Genomic DNA, 19313 nt, shown 5'->3' with positions numbered 1-19313 from the left:
GATCTCCTTCTTATTCCAGACTTATCTCCCCTTGGGGTTTTCATTTACCAAGGGGGACCGTTTACTTTGCTTTAATTGGAAACACTTTTTCCAAATCATCATGCGGGCGAGGGATAACGTGTACCGCGACCAACTCACCTAAACGTTGAGCAACCACAGAACCTGCATCTGTTGCTGCTTTGCATGACGCTACGTCACCGCGAATTAACGCCGTCACATAACCAGAACCAATCTGCTGATAGCCCACAAGCTCAACACGTGCCGCTTTTACCATCGCATCTGATGCTTCAATTAACGCAGTCAGACCTTTTGTTTCTAAAATACCTAAAGCATCCATTTGAATTTCCTTCTGAAAATAAGTTATTTATTTAGATGTACGAGGCTTGGCTGCCGGGGCAGCTTTCTCTTCTGGCGCTTCATCAAATGTGATTGGGAAGATCCCTTCCAGATCACCATGCGGACGAGGGATCACGTGTACCGCAACCACTTCACCTAAACGCTGTGCGGCCGCTGCCCCTGCATCTGTCGCAGCTTTACATGCTGCAACATCACCACGCACCATTGCTGAAACGATGCCTGAACCAATCTGCTTGTAGCCGACCAGTTGAACACGTGCTGCTTTCACCATGGCATCCGATGCTTCGATTAATGCCGTAAGACCTTTTGTTTCAATAATTCCTAGAGCTTCCATCTTAATTTCCTCAGAAATGTCAACTGGTTAGGTTTGTTAATTACATATACTGGATGCAAGTACCGAGATATCGACGATATCATCGGCACTACACCCCCGAGACAAATCATGTACCGGGCCAGCAAGCCCTTGTAACATCGGTCCCAGAGCGATATATCCACCTAAACGCTGCGCTACCTTGTAAGCGATATTGCCGGCATTCAGGGATGGAAAAATAAATACGTTGGCACAGCCGCCCAGTGGGCTGTCTGGCATTTTTTGTGCGGCGACGGCTGGCACAATGGCGGCGTCAAACTGCACTTCACCGTCAATAATCAGGTCTGGCTCGCGGTGGCGAACCAGCTCAGTCGCTTCCGTCACTTTATTTACCGCGGGATGTTCTGCGCTGCCTTTGGTTGAAAACGACAACATGGCAACACGTGGTTCATTCCCGGTCAGGCGCTGATAGTTATGTGCGGTATCTATCGCAATATCTGCCAGTTGCTCAGCCGTTGGCAGCGGAATAACCCCGGCATCGGAAAACGCATGGGTTTGTGTACCGTCTGGCGACAACATCATAAAGAAGCTGGATACCGTCTTTGAATCCGGGGCAACACCAACGCCGCGGATTGCAGCTCGGATCACATCACCGGTAGTGGAAATATTGCCGCCGATACAGATATCGGCATAGCCTTGATCGACCATCATCATGGCAAAGTTCAGTGGCAGCTTAAGGCGGCTAATCGCCTCTTCCCGCTCAATCGGCTTGCGCTGTTTCGCTATATAGCGATCGACCATTTCGTCAAAACAGCCTGCAAATTCCGGAGTCAGAATAGTCAGACACGGCACAGCAATACCGCTACGGTGCGCGTAATCACGCAACTGGAATGGGTTGCCTAATAAAATAGGTTCCGCCAAACCAGCAAGCTTCAGATCGTTGGCAGCATGTAATAACCGCACATCGTTAGCATCAGGGAACACAATGCGTTTCGGCTGCTGGCGACATTTGGCGCGACACCTATCAAGCAGTTCCATGTGCTAATCCTCCTAACACTGAACCCTGTCCGTTCTGGCATTGCCACACCAAGATCATCACCACGTACACTGCGCTGGAAAGACGATTCAAACCGGCCACGATATCGTTGCGATCGATTCCGTCACTCGATAACTTCATGCTGTGATCGATAAACACCTGAGTTGCCACCAGCTCTAATTCACGCACTAACGCACGTAAATAATTCAACTGCGCAACAAGCTCACCATAGCTAACATCTGGTAACATATGATCATGGCCAAGGTGCTTTAACGGATTATGTGACCATTGGTGAACGGTATCTGAACTGAACTCACCGAGCGTCAGTTCAGGTAACGCTTTCCCGGTCACTTCGGCCTGTAGGATCTGACCAAGATAGGAGCGAATATCGGCCATAAAACCTTGCAGTAATTCTGGCTGCTGACGCATTTCGCACTGCACTAAAACACAGTAGCTGATACAAGAATCCAGCTTGCCACGTAGCGTAATGCGGGGATGGGTTTTCGGCACAAGAACCTGATCGTCAAGGTGGGTCATCAATGCAGGTTTTTCCGCCACATCTGAGCCACACAACATACAGCCATTTGAGGGACGTACGTTGTTACTTTTCAGCGGATGTACTTTTTCAAGCAAGGTGCTTTGAGAACGACCATGTTGTAGATCTGCTGAATGGGGTTTCTCAACAAATACCTGGCCTTTTTCATCACGCCAGCGAACGGTGATCTGTCTTTCATTCAGCATCTGCTGCGCTGCGGGTGTAAAACGGGTGCCCGGCTCTAACTGAATTTCCCCACCTTGCCGCATACCAAAATGCTGACGCAGATAGTCTTCAGTAATAAATTGAGGCACTGTATGGTTGTCCATACTTATGCCCACTCTGCCGGGTAAGTAATGTAGACATAGCGAACATGCGTCGGGGTGCCGAATTCAACGGTGCTGTTCTTAGGAATAAAAATCACATCGCCAGGTTTGCCTATTGAGGTGCCTGATGCTGTTTTTACGTGTAACTCACCTTCGAGTACAACGTTGACTTCGTCGTAGCAAAGCGTCCATGGGAAGAAGGCATTCTCCCACCCCATGTAACCCACGCCCATGTTACTGCCGTCTTCAGCACCAATAACGTCCGTCAAGCCAATATTTTTGCCTGGTGCGCCATCGAATTCATTGAGCTGAACGGCATTGCCACGAACTAAAACAATCCCGTCATCATTAATCTGGCGCGGTGAATCAGGGGCTTGCTGATTAAAATCAGCCATAGCTTTTGCTACTAATGACTGAATCAATGCACTCTTTTCAGAATCAACATCTGACAGGTGCGATTCAATTTCAGACTGAATCGATTGCGCAGTCGGTGCTGACGCCGGTATCGGTTGAACAGCTACAACTTGGGAAGCAGCCGCAACTTGTGGCTGTGGTGAAGGCGGAGAAGATTCTAAAATCTCAATACCTTCCACTTTAGCGACATCACGCGCTTCGGGAGTGACAATAAAGTCTTTTACGGGAGCGACAATATAAGTCTTATTTTCCGACTTAACCTGTCGTATATCCGCAGCAGAAATTAGTTTTTTCATTACTGCAATCCTTGATGGTATTCACACAAATCACGCCAGCACGGGCTGCTGGAGTGAAAGTAAATGGTGATAAAGATGATCGATTGATGCTTGTTCAAAAATGGAAGTATGAATGTAAGGCTCTGGCACGCCATTTTGCCGTAAGAATTTTGTCGCTTTTTCCAGATCGGCATCAGGTGCATCGACTTTGCTAATAACCCCGACAATGGTTTTATTTGGATACACTCTTAATAATCCACTTGGCGGCGAAAAACGCTTCGCATTGGCAGGCTGTAAATACACCACGGTTTTCACGCTGCAAATTGTCGAAAGCAAGGCACCATTCCATGAACGGTTATCAACAAATTCTCCAGGGGTGTCGATAACTTGTCCCTGATAAAAAATGGGAGATTGTGTTTTACCGGTATGTGTCTCTTGATCAATTAATTTATCAATAAGGGCCGACTTACCTGCATCAACCTCACCAATAAATGCGATACTGTTTAACGGATTATTTTTCATTTTAGGTTCTGGTTAATTCGCAGGTGTTATAAGACAAATTTCTCTCTAAAACATCAATGACAGTCTTTAATGATTCCTCTACAGAAGAAACGGAACCAGTAATAACTAACGCACCAGAGAAACGGTCAAGAAAACCAATATGTACATTGGCAGCTTTGGTGGCAATATCACCAGCGATGATGGATGTTTCACCTGGCGTTAATGTTAAAATGCCAATAGCCCCTTTGCTTTCAACCCCCACTCTCTCGCATAACTCCTCAGTCGGATTAGCAACTAGGTGCGCAAGAGTGACCTGCTTACCCGGAACAAACTCCTGAATTATTCGCTCTTTACCAGCATCAAAATCTAGCATTGGATCAATCTACAGAATATTAACAACTGCATATAAGCATACTCCCAAAAGGGAGGTTGTTTTTTTATTCATGTCACAGAATTGATGTAAGAGTAAGGCGTGGGTTGCTTATAATTCAAATAGTTGACTGCAGTCACTTTATTTATACATTTATTAATGGCAGTGAAAATTAGTTAGATCTTTCTAATTTGTGGGGGTTTTTAATATTAAAATAAGAAATTAATGAAGCTGACATGGCTAAACCATGATTTATTTTTGTTGGAAAAAACATATTACGCGACTTAAATAAAGGTGGGGATTTAACAAACACTAAGCAATTAACTTTTCATATCATTATAGAAATAAACATCTATTTTATATAATGATAAAGGAGGAGGTTTATAGAGTATGATGCACTGTTAACTATAACAACTGAAGCATTTTAAACGCTGAAGTCACGGTGGTTATATACCCGAACAACCTTAATATGCAGAGTTCCTCGATAATTCATTTTCTTTTTGTCAAGGCAGCCATTTGAGTGAATACTGGTTCTATTTAGTTAATGGCTAACACAGAATAAAAGCCAATCAAACTCGTCCTTTGTGGACGTACCAAACACTTATCCCGAATCATATTACACCTAAGCACTAGACAAATGACGGTAAATTCATACTAAAACGGTGCTCGTAACACACCGTTTCCAGCAACATAAACTTAACATTCTCAGCGCGACTAATCGCCCATTTTCTTCAAAGATCAGCTATCTTCTAAAACCTGTTCTCTTCGAAGAAAAGAGGGGTACTCCAGAGTAGGTAATGGGCTTCTGCTTATGCAATTGCCATCGCCCTGAGTTGAGAATCTGGTTGATATAATTGCTTAGGTCGACACTCCCTTAACTCTAGCACTTCTGCTTTAGCGTCCAGTTGTGCTAATTCCTTTTTCATATCAGCGAGCTCCCTCTCCATATAAGAAATATTTCGTATTAGCATTTTCCGTTCCATCGTTTATCCCTTATGCATCAACTGTAATATAAAAGTAACAAAAAAAAGAATAACCTGAAAGATGTAGACCTCTCAATATTGCTTTTTTCTGTTGCACAAAAATTAACCATTCAGTAGCTATTAAGTATTGTTGCATTTCAGTTACTTCGCCAACTTTTTTCGCACCACAAACCAAATTTAATCATTGATAAATATCAGTGTCTTTTTTTACATAAAAGATAAGGAGAAGATCACATTTTCCGCCTCCTACGAGACGTGCAACACTTTTTTACTCTTCACATTGGGTCATCAAAAGTATTCATGCGTAAAATTGCTAGCATCTGCCATCAAAGAAGAATAGAATCCGCGTGTTTGGGGAGTAGTCACCAATTGTTCGTCTGTCGTCATCTCGAAGCCACACACTTCCGGCAGCCGATAGTGGATTTGTAATTGCTAACGTTTTTAAGTGGTTGTTCACTTTTAAACGCAGCTTGCACCACTATGACGAGACCAACGCCTTTATTAAACGCACCATTAGGTGTGATTATTTAATGCGCGGAAGGTCAACGGTTAAACCCATACCAATCCCCTTCCGCGTTCGTTTGGAAGGAGAAAAACATGAGTATTTTAAGTTATGAGGGATTCGCTGTCCTCACAATGTTCATGCTGGCGTTAGATTTGTGTCAAACCCGCGGTGGAAAAGTCACAATCAAGAAAGCGACCGTCTTGAGTCTTTTCTGGCTAGCACTTGCGTTAATTTTCAACTTTGCTATTTATTTGTACTGGCCAATTCTGGCACCAGAAAGCAGCTATACCAACAGTGAAGCAGCAACGGCTTTCCTCACTGGCTATCTGCTGGAAAAATCATTAAGTGTCGATAACCTATTCGTATTCGCATTGATCTTTGGTCAGTTCGCTGTACCTGAACAGCTTCGACCTCGGGTTCTGATGCTAGGCGTTGTTGGCGCATTAATTTGTCGTGGCTTTATGATCGCCATTGGTGCACAACTATTGACGCAATTCCACTGGGTTATCTATATTTTTGCCGCTTTCTTGCTTTATACCGGCTACAAACTATGGAAAGAAAGTGATGAGGAACAAGACGATTTTTCAGATATCCTCCCCGTCCGTTTAGTGAAGAAGTGCTTCCGAGTCAGCGATAAATACCAGGGCAACAAAATGCTGGTAAAAGACAACAAAGGCTGGATTGCGACACCATTGATGATCGTGGTTGCGGTTATTGCACTAACTGACGTGATGTTTGCGTTGGATTCCATTCCAGCAATCTTTGCCGTCACGCAGGAACCGTTTTTGGTTCTTACGGCAAATGTATTCGCCTTGCTTGGTTTACGTTCACTGTACTTTGTTTTAGAAGGTATGCTGACCCGTTTCTGTTACCTTCGAGTTGCACTGGCGTTTATCCTCAGCTTCATTGGCGTAAAAATGTTACTGATGGAAACGGCATGGGCTCTCCCAACACCGGTTTCCTTATGTGTTATTGCACTGACTATCACCATTGCGATCGTCGTATCGTTATGGAAGACCAAAGACCAGACAGATAAACCAATAACACAATAATACCGAACGGTATAAAAGGGTCGACTAGAAAAAAAATTGAAAACATAAAGGCCTGAGAATCAAGTGACTCTCAGGCCTTTATAATCGCGGTTTGGGTATAGTGTATTACACTCAGTGACGGAAATTCTTCATCGAAATATACTTCGATTCAACAGGCTCTGCTCTAGGGCTATCGTAACCGTAAATATCTTCACGCATCTGCAGGGCATTGTTCTCATCTATCCAGGCTGTCAGATAAATGAAATCAACCCCTAGCCGCTGCGATAGATATACCGTATCTGAACTATTGCTACTCACCATGGCACTATAAGGCGCAATATTACTCCGCCGCTGGAAGTCGATAATAAAGTTCGCCAAATCGTCTGCTTTTTCAACTCGGACGCAGCCCGAACTAAAGTTACGCTTCGTTTTGCGGAATAATCCCCGTGTGGGCGTATCATGCAAAAAAATAGAATAGTCGTTCGGCATCAGAAACTTCACTTTACCTAAGGCGTTATTCGGACCTGGCCCTTGCTGGAATTCATAGGGAAATGTTTTTGGATTCACCGATTGCCAGTCAATTTGATCGACCGGAATTTTCGTACGATCACGCCAGCTTTTCAAAATCTGCATGTTATGTTTAACAAGGTAGTCACGGGAACGTTTTACATTCGGGACAATATCCTTTCGTTTGATCGTTAATGGCACATTCCAGCTCGGATTGACAACCATGGTATTAATTGATGATGAAAAAAGGTTCGTTGGGCGGGTTGAGCGCCCGACAATCACTTTTGACTCAAAAACCACCTCACTGCCATCGAATATTCTGAGCATATAATCAGGAATATTCACCCAGATATGCGGGGTATTTTCGATGTGATTTGTAACGCGACTGCGTTGTAAGTTAAGTGCGATGCGGCGGGCGATTTCATCATATGGCATGGTTAATCGCATTGCCGTTTCAGGCCCTATAATCCCATCGACAACGAGCCCATGACGTCTCTGAAAACCCTTGATACTGTCAAATACAACACCGGAATTATTAATGACGCCGCTCTGCGAAAGCAGTTCGAAATCTAACGGCACCAGATCACCTTGATCATAAAAAACGCGAATTAACGCCTGACCTGCCGTTATTATCTCACCTTGATGAATCACTCCCTGTAAGTGAAAAGAAGATAACGGATGCGATGGCAGTTGCTGCATCTTTTCCACGATATTCATTGCAAATTCAAACTTTGTATTTCGCGGTCGTAATGACTGTAATTTTGTCAGAGTCAACGGCAACGAGAGCTGACTTAACATCACATCAGATTGATTAGATAGAGTTAATGGCTCTGTTCTGAATAACGCACTGCGATCTTGCTTGATCTGCGTCAGATAAGATTGATAAACGTAATAGCTATCCGTCGCGAGCAGATCATAAGCCCGCTGATCTATAAATAATGCCAAGGTTCGTAATTCAGACAGACGTTCCGTTAAACCGGGTACCATTTCAGTGTCAGCAACGGATTTGAGTTGCAACTCAAGCTCTTTTCTTAACGCTTCTTCATGCCAGAGTGGATAAAAATTATTAGCCGCATACGCTTGTTCTGATAGCTGAGAAAAGCACACTTTCGATCCTGTTGACGGGCACAGTTGTCTACTGCTGTTAACGGCAACATCATCCAGGTAGGACCAACTCAGGGAGCTTCTAACCGCTGCGATATTTTTGACTAATGGGATCTTTATAGCAGCATTTATTTCAGCGACACTTTCTTCTGCAGGGGAAATTTCAACAGCAACCACATATTTATCCGTAATGAAATTTTCGCCAGCTGAGGCTCCACCGGACAGCAATAAAGACAACGCTAAACATTGGCCGTACCGTTGAGGAAAAACACGCTTATGATCAAACATCGTCAACGCGATCCTTATCTGTGGAAAATGAATAAATATTTGACTTCAATCCATGATAATTAACGCCGTCAGAAACGATTTTCATGGTTCGAAAAGCCCTGATATTTTTGTTTACTCATTATATATTTAGACAAAAAATCGCTATTCATACAGCTCAAATAGGTTATTTTTTTAGTATTAGTATTCCAGACTCACTCTTTTCCTCTGAGAAATAAGCGTCAATAATTTGACAAACCGATTGATTTTCATCAATAAAACAAACTTAAATAACAGCCAAATTTATTCAAATGCAGGCATTACCAATTAGCACAAAAAAGTGATTATTTTTTTATTGTTGCTGGAAAAAAAAGTGTGAACGGGAACTGCGAATTTCCATTTGGCAAATTAATGATTCTCTGTTTTTCACTTTTGGAAAGCTAAAGTAGACGGTAACTTATAACCATAATAACTACGTGGATTTTGTACTATGACTTTGCCGGCTAAATTTAAACAGATCGTCACTGATCCGACGCTTTCCCCTAAGCAAAAATCAAATTATCTCGCGTTAGAAGCTGATGCAAGCTTACCTTACCTACCCGTCTCTGAAAGGGTAAAAACCGCTATGACGGCAGGTATCATCTGCGATATGTTTGAGGGCAATGCCCCATTCAAACCACGCTATGTTCTGCCTGACTACGCCAAATTTCTTCAACAAGGTTCGGAGTATCTGGAATTACCACCAGCGACGAATTTTGATGAAGCGCTAAACGCATTAACCATTATTTATCATCATGTGCCTTCAGTGACCAACATCCCCGTATATCTGGGTCAACTTGATGAGCTCTTAATTCCTTATATTGATGATCTGGATGAAGCGGCAATTTATCGTAAAATCAAGCTATTCTGGATCATGCTTGACCGGACCCTGCCCGATGCCTTTATGCATGTGAACATCGGCCCAAGCGATAACATCATCTGTCGTACCATTCTCAAAGTCGATGCCGAGCTAAAACAAATCGCGCCAAACCTGACCTTTATGTACGATCCGACACTCACACCAGATAGTCTATTGCGTGTCGCAGCCAGCAATATCTGTGAATGCAGTAAGCCACATATCGCTAACTACCCTATTCATGCCAACGCTTTCGACAATAAAGGCTTCGGTATTGTCAGCTGTTATAACTCATTACCACTGGCGGGCGGTGCCAATACCTTGGTTCGAATGAATTTAAAAGAGGTCGCACTGCAAGCAGAAAACAGCGATAGCTTCTTTGCCGAAACCCTGCCTCATTACTGTCAAATCATGTATGAACTGATTGAAGCCCGTGCGAAGTTCCTCCATGAAGAATCCCACTTCTTTGATAGCTATCTGGTCAAAGAAGGCTTAATTGACCAGAACCGTTTTGCACCAATGTTCGGCATTTATGGGATGGCCGAAGCCGTGAACATTCTGATGGAAAAATCTGACCGCAACGGCAAATACGGTCATGACGAAACAGCAAACCAGTTAGGCCATCAAATCTCAGCAGCCTTGGATACTATTGTGAAATCAACGCCAGTGACTTACGGCTACCGTGATCGGGCGTTGCTTCACTCTCAGGGCGGTATTAGTCTTGATGAAGGCGTGACTCCGGGCGTACGTATTCCCTATGGTACAGAGCCGGATCCGGTTTCTCACATTCAGGCATTGGCTGAGCACCATCAATACTACACATCAGGCATCAGTGAGATCCTGACCATTGATGAAACCGTTAAGTCGAACCCTGAAGCAATGTATCAGCTGTGCAAAGGGGCACTCAATCTTGGCTTCCGAGAATTCACTGCGAATGTTGGTTCCAATGATTTAGTGCGTGTGACGGGTTACATGATTAAGTTATCAGATATTGCGATCTTTAAAGAACAAGGTTCTCGTACCAATACCACAGGATTAGGCGCAGAAGCGGCTGAAAAGACCGGGATCTTAAATCGCAAACCAAGAGTCGCCAGTCATGAACAATCCCCTTGCTATGTTAAATAAAGCAGAGTAATAAAAGTGACTGTAAATAAAGCGACGGTCAGTAAAATTCTGACTTTCTCTTGCGTTGACGGGCCTGGCAACAGGCTCGTTATCTTCCTGCAAGGGTGCAACTTCGACTGTAAGAATTGCCACAATCCCCATACGATTGGGCACTGTAATGATTGCGGCGACTGTGTTTCGCAATGTCCTACTCAGGCGTTATCGCTCTATGAACAAGATCAGGACGGGCAAGATCTACAGAAACAAAAAGGCACAACCCGAGTACGCTGGGACGCTTCACTCTGTAGCCACTGCGATCAGTGTTTAGCGGTTTGCCCGCAACAATCAACCCCGAAAACCCAGCAATATTCGGTTGCAGAGATGCTGGCAGTGATCCGAAAAAATAGTCTGTTTATTACGGGTATTACCGTTACGGGTGGAGAAGCAACCCTACAGCTTAAGTTCATTATTGCATTGTTTGAAGCGATTAAATCAGCGCCCGATTTGCAGCATTTAACGTGCATGGTCGATACCAATGGCAGCCTTAGCAGCAATGGCTGGCAGAAACTGCTTCCCGTCATTGATGGCGCGATGATCGATCTGAAAGCCTGGCAACAGGAAACTCATTTATGGCTGACCGGTCGCAATCATCATCGTGTATTTCAATCTATTGAACTATTAGCCAGACACCAAAAATTGTATGAAGTGCGTTTGCTTCACATTCCCGGAATAACGGATTTTGATGCAGAAATCGACGAGCTAGCAGCCTACCTGAACACACTGCCAACCGATACCCGAATTAAGCTCAATGCTTTTCAGCATCACGGGGTTACACGTGAAGCTCGCGAATGGGCTGTCTGTCTGGAAGAAGATATTGACCAGCTGGCAATCGGGCTAACCTCTCGCGGGGTGAGAAACTTAGTGTTGCCTGCGGTTTATGTTTAATAACAGAATCAAAATTCAGGTTATGCGTCTTTACAACATTGCTTTATCTGCTCATACAACCATCGGTGTGCGGGATCATTCATACTTGGCTGATGCCAGACTAAGCTATAGGCCACATCCCCGTAATTAAAGGGTAACGGTTTGGTGATCAATCCCTTAGCCTGAAAAGCGATTTGTGCCCAGCGTTTCGAGCAGGTAAAGAGTAGATCACTGTGGTGGCACATCAGTGCTGCACCACCGAAATCAGGAACGGTAATGATAGTTTTGCGCTTTTGATGCTGTTGGGCAAGTTGTAATTCAAAGAAAGGAACATTCAGATCGCTATCCATGATCCCGATATGACCATAGCGCAGGTAATCTTCAATGGTTAAGTTCTTATCGGCTAAAGGATGAGACGGATTCATCAGACAGACCATTTCATCATGAATTAAGGTCTCCCATACCAAGTTATTATGAGAGCTCGGTGGCTGACTTCTGTCATGAGGCAACATAATAAAATCAAGCTGACCTTTAGATACCCCATCAAACCCTAAGCTATCTTTCGACCAGATATCTAATCGGATATTAGGCGCCTGCGCGAGCACCTGAGCACTTAGCTTAGCCGCCAGTAATTCAAAGGTACTTTCACGCATAGCCAGTGAAAAACGACCTTCATAGCGAGACGGTTCAAAAGCCTCCTGCGTCATGATTTGGTTCATGTCATTAATCATCTGGTGTACTGTCGGGCCCAGTCGCCGCGCAAGCGGAGTAGCGACTAACTTGTTCCCGTGACGATAGAACAGCTCGTCATTCAAATTTTCCCGCAGCTGACTCAAGGTCTTACTTACAGATGACGGGCTCAGGCATAATCGTTCGGCACTGGCCGTGACACTCAAGGTATCTAACATGACATGAAGCGTTATCAAGTGCTTCATACTGATCCGGGAAAGCTTGATCAGATCCATTAAACCGTACTCCATAATCTGCGTTCAGAAAAACAAAAAAAAGCCGCGAACAAGTCGCGGCTTCATTTTTACTTGTATAAAATTACCGGATGCCATGAAGAAATTCAGCACGTGTCGCGGGGTTTCTTTTAAAGATACCGCTCAGTGCCGTTGTTGTCGTCACACTGGTTGCATCCATCACACCGCGTGCTTTTACACAATAATGCGTCGCATCAATGGTGATCGCAACATCATCGCTTTCCAGCAATGTTTGCAGCGCAACTAAAATCTGTTGTGTCATACGTTCCTGCACCTGAGGACGCTGGCCAAAGAAGCGCACTATGCGGTTGATCTTTGACAGACCTATGATCTTGCCACGCGGAATATAAGCGACAGTCGCCTTACCATCTATCGTCACCAAATGGTGCTCACAGGTACTGGTAAGCGTAATATCTTTCACTCGCACCATTTCATCGCAGTTCATCTTATTTTCGATCACTGTGATTTTCGGAAAGTTTGCGTAATCTAATCCGGAGAACACTTCATCCACATACATTTTTGCAACACGGTGAGGTGTTTCCATCAGGCTATCATCCGTTAAGTCTAACGAAAGCAGCTCTAAGATCTCACGCACATGATATTCGATCTTTTCTTTTTTCTCTTCGCGACTCACAGCTTTGTCAGTCATTGGTGTTTCAAGTCCGCGAGCTTCAAGTGCTGCACGCACCTTTAATGCAGATTCGCTTAATGCCGTCATTCTTCGCCTCCAACTGGCCTGGGCTTAAATGCAAAAACGTGCCCATTCATAATGTCTATCTGAAATCACTACGCCAGTGATAAATCTGACCGAAGGATACCTGCAAATAAAAACAATTACATCACATAATGATAAGTGAATAGTTCAAACACGTTTTTTTTGTCATAATAAACCTTTACTAAGCCTATAACTTATAACTAACGACGGACACCAATATGGGATGTTGTGACGCTCCAGGCCTAATGCCTGTTGAAACGGCTTTGAACAAAATTTTGGCCGATGTTAAGCCTTTGGAAGCAGTCTCTGCTGTTTCCCTTTCCGACGCGATGGGACGTGTCATCGCAGAAGATATTCTCTCACCAATTAATGTGCCACCCTTTGCTAATTCAGCAATGGACGGTTATGCGATTCGCTCTCAGGATCTGAACACTACCGACACGCTTGTTCTTGCTGGAAAATCATTTGCAGGCATTCCTTTTGACGGCGAATGGTCTGAAGGTCAGTGCATTCGCATTATGACCGGCGCACAGATGCCCGAAGGCGCTGATGCAGTTGTCATGCAAGAAGAAACAGAAGCCAACGACGACCAAATTCGCTTTCTGATCAAGCCACCCGCTGATGATAATGTCCGCCCGATTGGTGATGATGTTCACCTTGGTGATGTAGTAATAGTTAAAGGCACTCGTATTACAGCACGTGAAATGCCGCTACTGGCCTCATTAGGTGTTGCAACGATCAACGTGATTGCACGCCCTAAGGCTGCATTTTTCTCAACCGGTGATGAACTGCGTCCGGTCGGTGAACCATTAGAAGCTGGCCAGATCTATGACAGCAACCGGTACGGTATTCGTGCACTGCTTGAAAAGTTTGGCTGTGATGTTATCGATCTGGGCATTATCCCAGATTGCCCGGAAAAACTGCGTGAGGCCTTCGCCAAGGCAACGAACGAAGCAGATGTGATGATCACTTCTGGTGGTGTGAGTGTCGGTGAAGCAGACTACACCAAAGACATTCTTGATGAGCAGGGTGAGATTGGATTCTGGAAAATCGCGATGAAGCCGGGTAAACCATTTGCCTTCGGCACTATCGAAAACACCTGGTTTTGCGGTCTGCCAGGCAACCCGGTATCCGCCATGCTGACGCTGTATCAACTGGTGCAACCAATGCTGGCTCAGCTGTCTGGTCATTCTCAGTATCAACCACCGCAACGCATGAAAGCAAAAGCAACAACCGTCTTTAAAAAGCGTCCGGGGCGTACCGACTTCCAACGCAGTATTTACCAGATCAACGCTGAAGGCCAGCTTGAAGTGGCAACCACAGGAAATCAGGGTTCTGGCGCATTCAGTTCGATGCACCAAGCCAACTGCTTCGTGGTTCTTGAACAAGAACGCGGGCGAATTATGCCGGGTGAAGACGTCACTATCGAGTTTTTCAATCACACGATGTACTAATGTGAGTGGAGAGTGGAGAGGATCTAGGTGCTAGAGTCTAGGTTCTCGATACTCGATACTCGGTACTCGAAACTCGAAACTCGAAACTCGAAACTCGAAACTCGAAACTCGAAACTCGAAACTATATTGAACAGGACCGCATTGTGGTAGAACTTTCTGATGAAGAAATGCTTCGTTATAACCGCCAGATCATTCTTCGTCAGTTTGATTTTGATGGTCAGGAAGCGCTGAAAGCAGCATCTATGCTCATTTTAGGGGCTGGTGGTTTAGGTTGTGCATCAACCCAATACCTGGCGGCAGCAGGGGTAGGAAAACTCACTCTGATCGATGACGACAAAGTGGAAGTTTCAAACCTGCAACGTCAGGTGCTGCATAATGACAGCACCATTGGCCAGTTAAAAGTGGAATCTGCCAGACAGGCATTAACCACGATTAACCCCTACACCCAAGTTGACACTATCGCCAAGCGCTTAAGTGATGACGAGCTTTTACCGTTAATCGAACAGCACTCCATTGTGCTTGATTGCAGCGATAATGTTGATACCCGTAATCAGCTCAACCGTTTATGTCATCAGACAAAAACACCGCTGATTTCGGGTGCCGCTATCCGTATGGAAGGGCAGATCAGCGTTTACACGTATAAAGACGATGAGCCTTGCTACCAGTGTTTAAGCGCCCTGTTCGGCCAGCAAACCCTGAGCTGTGTTGAAGCAGGGATTATGTCTCCTGTTGTTGGCATCATAGGTGCCGTACAGGCGATGGAAGCCATTAAAGTCGTCGCAAATATGGGGACCCCGCTAACAGGGAAAATCCTGATGCTGGACGCAATGTCGATGAGCTGGCGTGAAATGAAACTCACCAAACAGCCAACTTGCCCTGTGTGTGGTTAAAGCTCTCAAACGCTGTAGCTAAAAAAAGGAAGCATTATGCTTCCTTTCTTTTTTCCGCTTGGTATTAGTCTGCTAAAGGCAAACCACTGGGTAAGCGCTTAGGTGTATGAGATCGCAAATCGAGACTGGCCGGATCCGTTAACGCATGCAGGAAATCCATAATTCGGTCAATATCCTGGCGACTGTAGTTGAGGCTCTGTATTTCACTGGCATCAGCGATATACCCTCTGTAAGTGTCCGAGTCCATAACTACAAAATCAAAGTCATCCAAATTATCGCCATCAAAATTAACGCCTGATGGCAAAACAGCCTGGCTTTGGTCGTAGTCATGTAAGGCGTTGATCGCATCGACATGATGTTCAACAGCTGCGCGCAGCGTATTGTAGGCGCCAGTATGACCATAAGGTGCAGTCAGTACAATATTGCGCAGGGACGGCGTACGGAATTTATACAGATCAGCTTCATCACCACTCACTCGTTTATGACCAAAGTCTTCACGACCCTCAAAACCATCTCCCTTACCAGGGCCTATCTGAGGCATTGCGATGGCATGAAAAGCATGATCGGTTTGAAGGATCCCGCTGTGACAGTTCGCGCACGTTTGATTTTGACTACCTTGTTTCTTTTGTTTGTAAAATAGATCCATCCCCTTTTGGGCATTTTTGCTCATCGCTTGTTTTTCACCCCGTAGATAACGGTCGAACGGACTATTATCAGCACGCCAGGCTGTTCCTTCAAAGGCAGCAATGGCCTTTGCAGCATGAACAAAGGTGATTTCGTTGGCATACCTGATTTCATCAGGAAAGGCGACCTTAAACATATCCACATATTCAGGAATACCTTGCAACCGCTCGGCAAGCAGATCCCAGGCAAGTCTAAAGTCTTCGCCACCGGGGGCAGCTGCTACGGCAGTTGCTACGGGATTTTCACCGTCTTGTCCAGCCATTTCGGTGGCGTTGGCTACGGGGAACATGGCTTGCGCGGCCAGGACGTTTTCTAAGCCTTCTGGTAAAAAATCTCCTGCAGGCGACGTAAATCCACTGAGGTGACCGACGTCTTCAAATATACGGCCGTCATTAAACAAAACTTTAAATGCATCTGCACCTAAGTTAAAGATTGCCGGGGCATTGTGTGGAACTCGCTGATGAACAGCATCAAGACCCTCACCGGTATCACGATTAACCCCCAAACCGCTGGCTCCTTCACCAATTGCCAAAGACAAGCCGTCGGCGGTATTGGTCAAGGTATGATGGCAGGTGCCACAGGAGATATTTTCATTACCGCTTAAAATTTTGTCAAAAAATAGGTTTTTCCCCAATTCAACCTGTGCCTCAGTATGACTACGAAAATCTGCATCGGTTAGAGGCACTAGACCGAAATTATTATTATTATCGGCTCCTTCTACGGCCGATGCTGTTGAACTTACCAAAAGGCCACTTATTATTATGCTTATAGTCAACACACTGCTTCTCATCAGTTGTCTCCTTTATTCCCTTTCTATGAACAAATAAATACAAACAAACAAGAAAATCACCGATGCTCTCAATTTTAGTTATAAATAAAACAGAATCATGAAGGAAAAAGTGACACTCTTACGTTTAATACATCATAATCATTCAAAGGACAGATATTTTCAAAAGTGATAATTGTTGACATTATGCTTTCTTCAATAAATGTAAATATGATAGAAGATAAGACAAAAAAGGAAGCATCATGCTTCCCTTCTTTTACAGGCAGGTATAAGGAATGATTCTTATTCGAATTTTTCAACCCAAGGTGTAATTCGAACATCAATGCGACGATTTTGTTTTCGCCCCGAAGCCAGCTTATTGCTCGCAATAGGGCTTATCTCACCAAAACCCTGTGTTTCGATACGATCAGGATCAACCCCTCTTAAAACAAAGAACTTCAATACAGATTTCGCACGTTTAGCCGACAGATCCTTGTTGTAGACCTTACTACCAACACTATCAGTATGGCCTGCAATAAATACTTTAGATTTAGGGCTATCAGCTAGTAAAGAAGAAAGCTTTTCTAGTGCATCGTGACTATCACTACGTATATAAGCACTATTACCGTCGAAACTTTTATCACCATTAAAGACAATGATGACCTCATCGCCATCTCTTATAACCGTACCAATTTTAGATGGAATTAATTTCTGAGCTTGTTTGAAGTTATAACTTACAAAAGACTCAATATCATTCTTAATGGCTTTTTGCTTTGCCGCTTCACTACCGGTAGATTGACAACCAACTAGCAATGTTGACAATAACACCAAAATTGCGATTTTTACTTTATCCATGAATATATTCCCATCCAAGCTTCTATATGAAAGGCTATCAAACCGACTGGTTAATTACACGGTGAAAATTATTATAATAGAGTGACTTCACAAGTATATTTCAAGTAAAACAAGATTTACATTGATTTGCTTGGATATGTTCATCAGTATGTTTTTAATGTCAATATTGTTATTATTATTCTTTCCATCTAGACCAAGAAATACCACTGGAAATTAAGTCACAAATAGATATGGAAATCTACCGTCAAAAACAGCCGTGATATATACAAACCACCTACCCCACTTTCATTATCAATATATTTAATTTGTATTTCAATTTATAGGAAAATGTATTACCTGTAATTTACACAGACCGTTTACAATCATTTCGACTCTTATTTTATTAAAGAAAGATCATCCAAAACCACAATTGCTTGATCACTTAGCGAGCCATCATCCATGGGTTACCTAGTTCAGCCGATTTATAAAACCACTCCCCAGCTGTTAGCCCCTTTTGGAAATCTTGAAATTCTAATGAACGCCCCAGCCAGTAAATTGCATGCGCATTTCCCGCTTCTGCTTCTGGCCTAAATTCTTGCTCAGCATCATACCAACGGGCTTGCTGAACATATTCCATACCTTGTTCGAAACTGGCATGGCTGTAGCTGCAGAGAACTACATTGATCAATATGGCATGTGTTAGTTGTGTTAAGAAGGCTTTCATCATGGCTTAAAACAAATTAACTTCGTTGTAAAAGTGATTTACTGTATGAGTAGATAGCCATTCTTCTGCTTTTTTATCTAATTCAATTTTTTTTCTATTGATAAATAATCTTGAATGTAACCACCGTCTCTAGAGATATAAGAGCTATTTGAATACCTCCCACCAAACGCTGTTAAAATCCTTGTGTAATAATACGCTTTTTCTTTATCTTTTGTGCTCCCATATCGTCCCTCATCGTAATTAATCATTAATAAAAACGCTGCAGCAGGATAACCAAGATTAAGTGCTTTATATAACCATTCTTTTGTTTCTTTATAGCCAATAATATCAGCATAACTTGTAAGATCACTCATGGCAGGGGCATAGCCGTTATTTGCCGCAATTAATAAATACTTAGCACTTTCCTCTCTTAATTGTTTTGGTGCGGTATCATAACCATAATTTCCGAGTACAATTTCATTTAATGTTATTGCAGCATAACCTTCCCCCATATCTAATGCTCTAACCATTCTACGAATTTTCTCTTTTTTTCTAACAAATGGAATATATCCTCTCCATCCTAAATCATAATGTGATAAATAATATTCAGCGCGTCCATCACCTTTTGCTGTCATGTCACGCCAGATCTCTAATCGCTTTTCACTCCAGTTTGTTCTTTTACACGGCCAACCAAAGAATTCACAATTCGTTTTATCCCTAAGTGAGGTCATCGCCCATGGGTTACCTAACTCAGCTGATTTATAGAACCATTCTCCGGCGGTTAAACCCTTTTGAAAATCCTGAAATTCTAATGAACGACCCAGCCAGTACATTGCATCCGGA

General features: G+C 43.7%; 20 protein-coding genes. 5 read left to right on the top strand and 15 right to left on the bottom strand.

Features of this window, described 5'->3' with window-relative positions; genetic code table 11:
* Positions 1–61 precede the first annotated feature (61 nt).
* From eutM (L4D76_RS19465) to L4D76_RS19430, 8 genes are all read right to left on the bottom strand, one after another.
* The gene (gene eutM / locus L4D76_RS19465) at positions 62–337 is read right to left on the bottom strand and encodes an ethanolamine utilization microcompartment protein EutM (protein WP_107282494.1); all 276 of its coding nucleotides are present in this window, start codon (positions 335–337) and stop codon (positions 62–64) included.
* Positions 338–364: 27 nt separating this feature from the next.
* On the bottom strand, positions 365–691 hold the full coding sequence (gene eutM / locus L4D76_RS19460; protein ID WP_428442547.1) for an ethanolamine utilization microcompartment protein EutM: 327 nt from the start codon (positions 689–691) through the stop codon (positions 365–367).
* Positions 692–727: 36 nt separating this feature from the next.
* Entirely contained in the window at positions 728–1705 is a 978-nt protein-coding gene (pta, locus tag L4D76_RS19455; RefSeq protein ID WP_428442546.1) for a phosphate acetyltransferase, read from the bottom strand.
* Positions 1692–2567: an ethanolamine utilization cob(I)yrinic acid a,c-diamide adenosyltransferase EutT gene (gene eutT, locus L4D76_RS19450; protein ID WP_428442545.1), complete on the bottom strand. Its 876-nt coding sequence runs from the start codon at positions 2565–2567 to the stop codon at positions 1692–1694. Before eutT ends, pta begins: the two co-directional genes overlap by 14 nt.
* Before the next feature lie 2 nt (positions 2568–2569).
* Positions 2570–3274 carry an ethanolamine utilization acetate kinase EutQ gene (gene eutQ / locus L4D76_RS19445; RefSeq protein WP_428442544.1) on the bottom strand — a complete coding sequence of 235 codons (705 nt, stop codon included), beginning with the start codon at positions 3272–3274 and terminating at the stop codon, positions 2570–2572.
* 30 nt (positions 3275–3304) lie between these two features.
* On the bottom strand, positions 3305–3775 hold the full coding sequence (locus L4D76_RS19440; RefSeq protein ID WP_428442543.1) for a EutP/PduV family microcompartment system protein: 471 nt from the start codon (positions 3773–3775) through the stop codon (positions 3305–3307).
* A gap of 1 nt (position 3776) precedes the next feature.
* Positions 3777–4127: an ethanolamine utilization microcompartment protein EutS gene (eutS, locus tag L4D76_RS19435; RefSeq protein ID WP_107282488.1), complete on the bottom strand. Its 351-nt coding sequence runs from the start codon at positions 4125–4127 to the stop codon at positions 3777–3779.
* An 806-nt stretch (positions 4128–4933) separates the two neighbouring features.
* On the bottom strand, positions 4934–5107 hold the full coding sequence (locus tag L4D76_RS19430; protein WP_428442542.1) for a hypothetical protein: 174 nt from the start codon (positions 5105–5107) through the stop codon (positions 4934–4936).
* 597 nt (positions 5108–5704) lie between these two features.
* Between L4D76_RS19430 and L4D76_RS19425 the strand changes: the two genes are divergently transcribed.
* A complete protein-coding gene (locus L4D76_RS19425; protein WP_428442541.1) occupies positions 5705–6664 on the top strand; it encodes a TerC family protein in 960 nt (319 codons plus the stop codon).
* Positions 6665–6775: 111 nt separating this feature from the next.
* On the opposite strand, the gene L4D76_RS19420 is transcribed toward L4D76_RS19425, so the two are convergent.
* On the bottom strand, positions 6776–8542 hold the full coding sequence (locus L4D76_RS19420) for a L,D-transpeptidase family protein (protein ID WP_428442540.1): 1767 nt from the start codon (positions 8540–8542) through the stop codon (positions 6776–6778).
* A 466-nt stretch (positions 8543–9008) separates the two neighbouring features.
* On the opposite strand from L4D76_RS19420, the gene L4D76_RS19415 reads away from it, so the two are divergent.
* Together L4D76_RS19415 and L4D76_RS19410 are read left to right on the top strand one after the other, a co-directional pair.
* A complete protein-coding gene (locus L4D76_RS19415; protein WP_428442539.1) occupies positions 9009–10538 on the top strand; it encodes a YjjI family glycine radical enzyme in 1530 nt (509 codons plus the stop codon).
* Positions 10539–10547: 9 nt separating this feature from the next.
* A complete protein-coding gene (locus L4D76_RS19410) occupies positions 10548–11462 on the top strand; it encodes a YjjW family glycine radical enzyme activase (RefSeq protein ID WP_428442576.1) in 915 nt (304 codons plus the stop codon).
* 20 nt (positions 11463–11482) lie between these two features.
* Here the strand turns inward: L4D76_RS19410 and L4D76_RS19405 are convergent, their stop codons facing one another.
* Both L4D76_RS19405 and folE read right to left on the bottom strand, forming a co-directional pair.
* A complete protein-coding gene (locus L4D76_RS19405; RefSeq protein WP_428442538.1) occupies positions 11483–12406 on the bottom strand; it encodes a LysR family transcriptional regulator in 924 nt (307 codons plus the stop codon).
* Between the two features lie 82 nt (positions 12407–12488).
* Positions 12489–13142, bottom strand: coding sequence for a GTP cyclohydrolase I FolE (gene folE, locus L4D76_RS19400; protein ID WP_428442537.1), 654 nt, complete (start codon positions 13140–13142; stop codon positions 12489–12491).
* A 215-nt stretch (positions 13143–13357) separates the two neighbouring features.
* Here folE and moeA point away from each other — a divergent pair, with 215 nt between their 5' ends.
* Complete coding sequence (moeA, locus tag L4D76_RS19395) at positions 13358–14593, top strand: molybdopterin molybdotransferase MoeA (RefSeq protein ID WP_428442536.1); 1236 nt, start codon at positions 13358–13360, stop codon at positions 14591–14593.
* A 143-nt stretch (positions 14594–14736) separates the two neighbouring features.
* A complete protein-coding gene (gene moeB, locus L4D76_RS19390; protein ID WP_428442535.1) occupies positions 14737–15483 on the top strand; it encodes a molybdopterin-synthase adenylyltransferase MoeB in 747 nt (248 codons plus the stop codon).
* A gap of 64 nt (positions 15484–15547) precedes the next feature.
* Here moeB and L4D76_RS19385 read toward each other — a convergent pair whose 3' ends face one another.
* The 4 genes from L4D76_RS19385 to L4D76_RS19370 form a co-directional block, all read right to left on the bottom strand.
* A complete protein-coding gene (locus L4D76_RS19385; RefSeq protein ID WP_428442534.1) occupies positions 15548–16912 on the bottom strand; it encodes a cytochrome-c peroxidase in 1365 nt (454 codons plus the stop codon).
* Positions 16913–17236: 324 nt separating this feature from the next.
* Positions 17237–17788, bottom strand: coding sequence for an OmpA family protein (locus L4D76_RS19380; protein ID WP_428442533.1), 552 nt, complete (start codon positions 17786–17788; stop codon positions 17237–17239).
* Positions 17789–18209: 421 nt separating this feature from the next.
* Complete coding sequence (locus L4D76_RS19375; protein WP_428442532.1) at positions 18210–18494, bottom strand: hypothetical protein; 285 nt, start codon at positions 18492–18494, stop codon at positions 18210–18212.
* 74 nt (positions 18495–18568) lie between these two features.
* Positions 18569–19313 (bottom strand): SEL1-like repeat protein (locus L4D76_RS19370; RefSeq protein ID WP_489686029.1); only part of this gene is annotated, 745 nt, incomplete at its 5' end.

The organism is Photobacterium sagamiensis (assembly GCF_050337085.1).
GTDB lineage: Bacteria > Pseudomonadota > Gammaproteobacteria > Enterobacterales > Vibrionaceae > Photobacterium > Photobacterium sagamiensis.
This window is presented reverse-complemented; position numbering and strand designations above follow the sequence as displayed.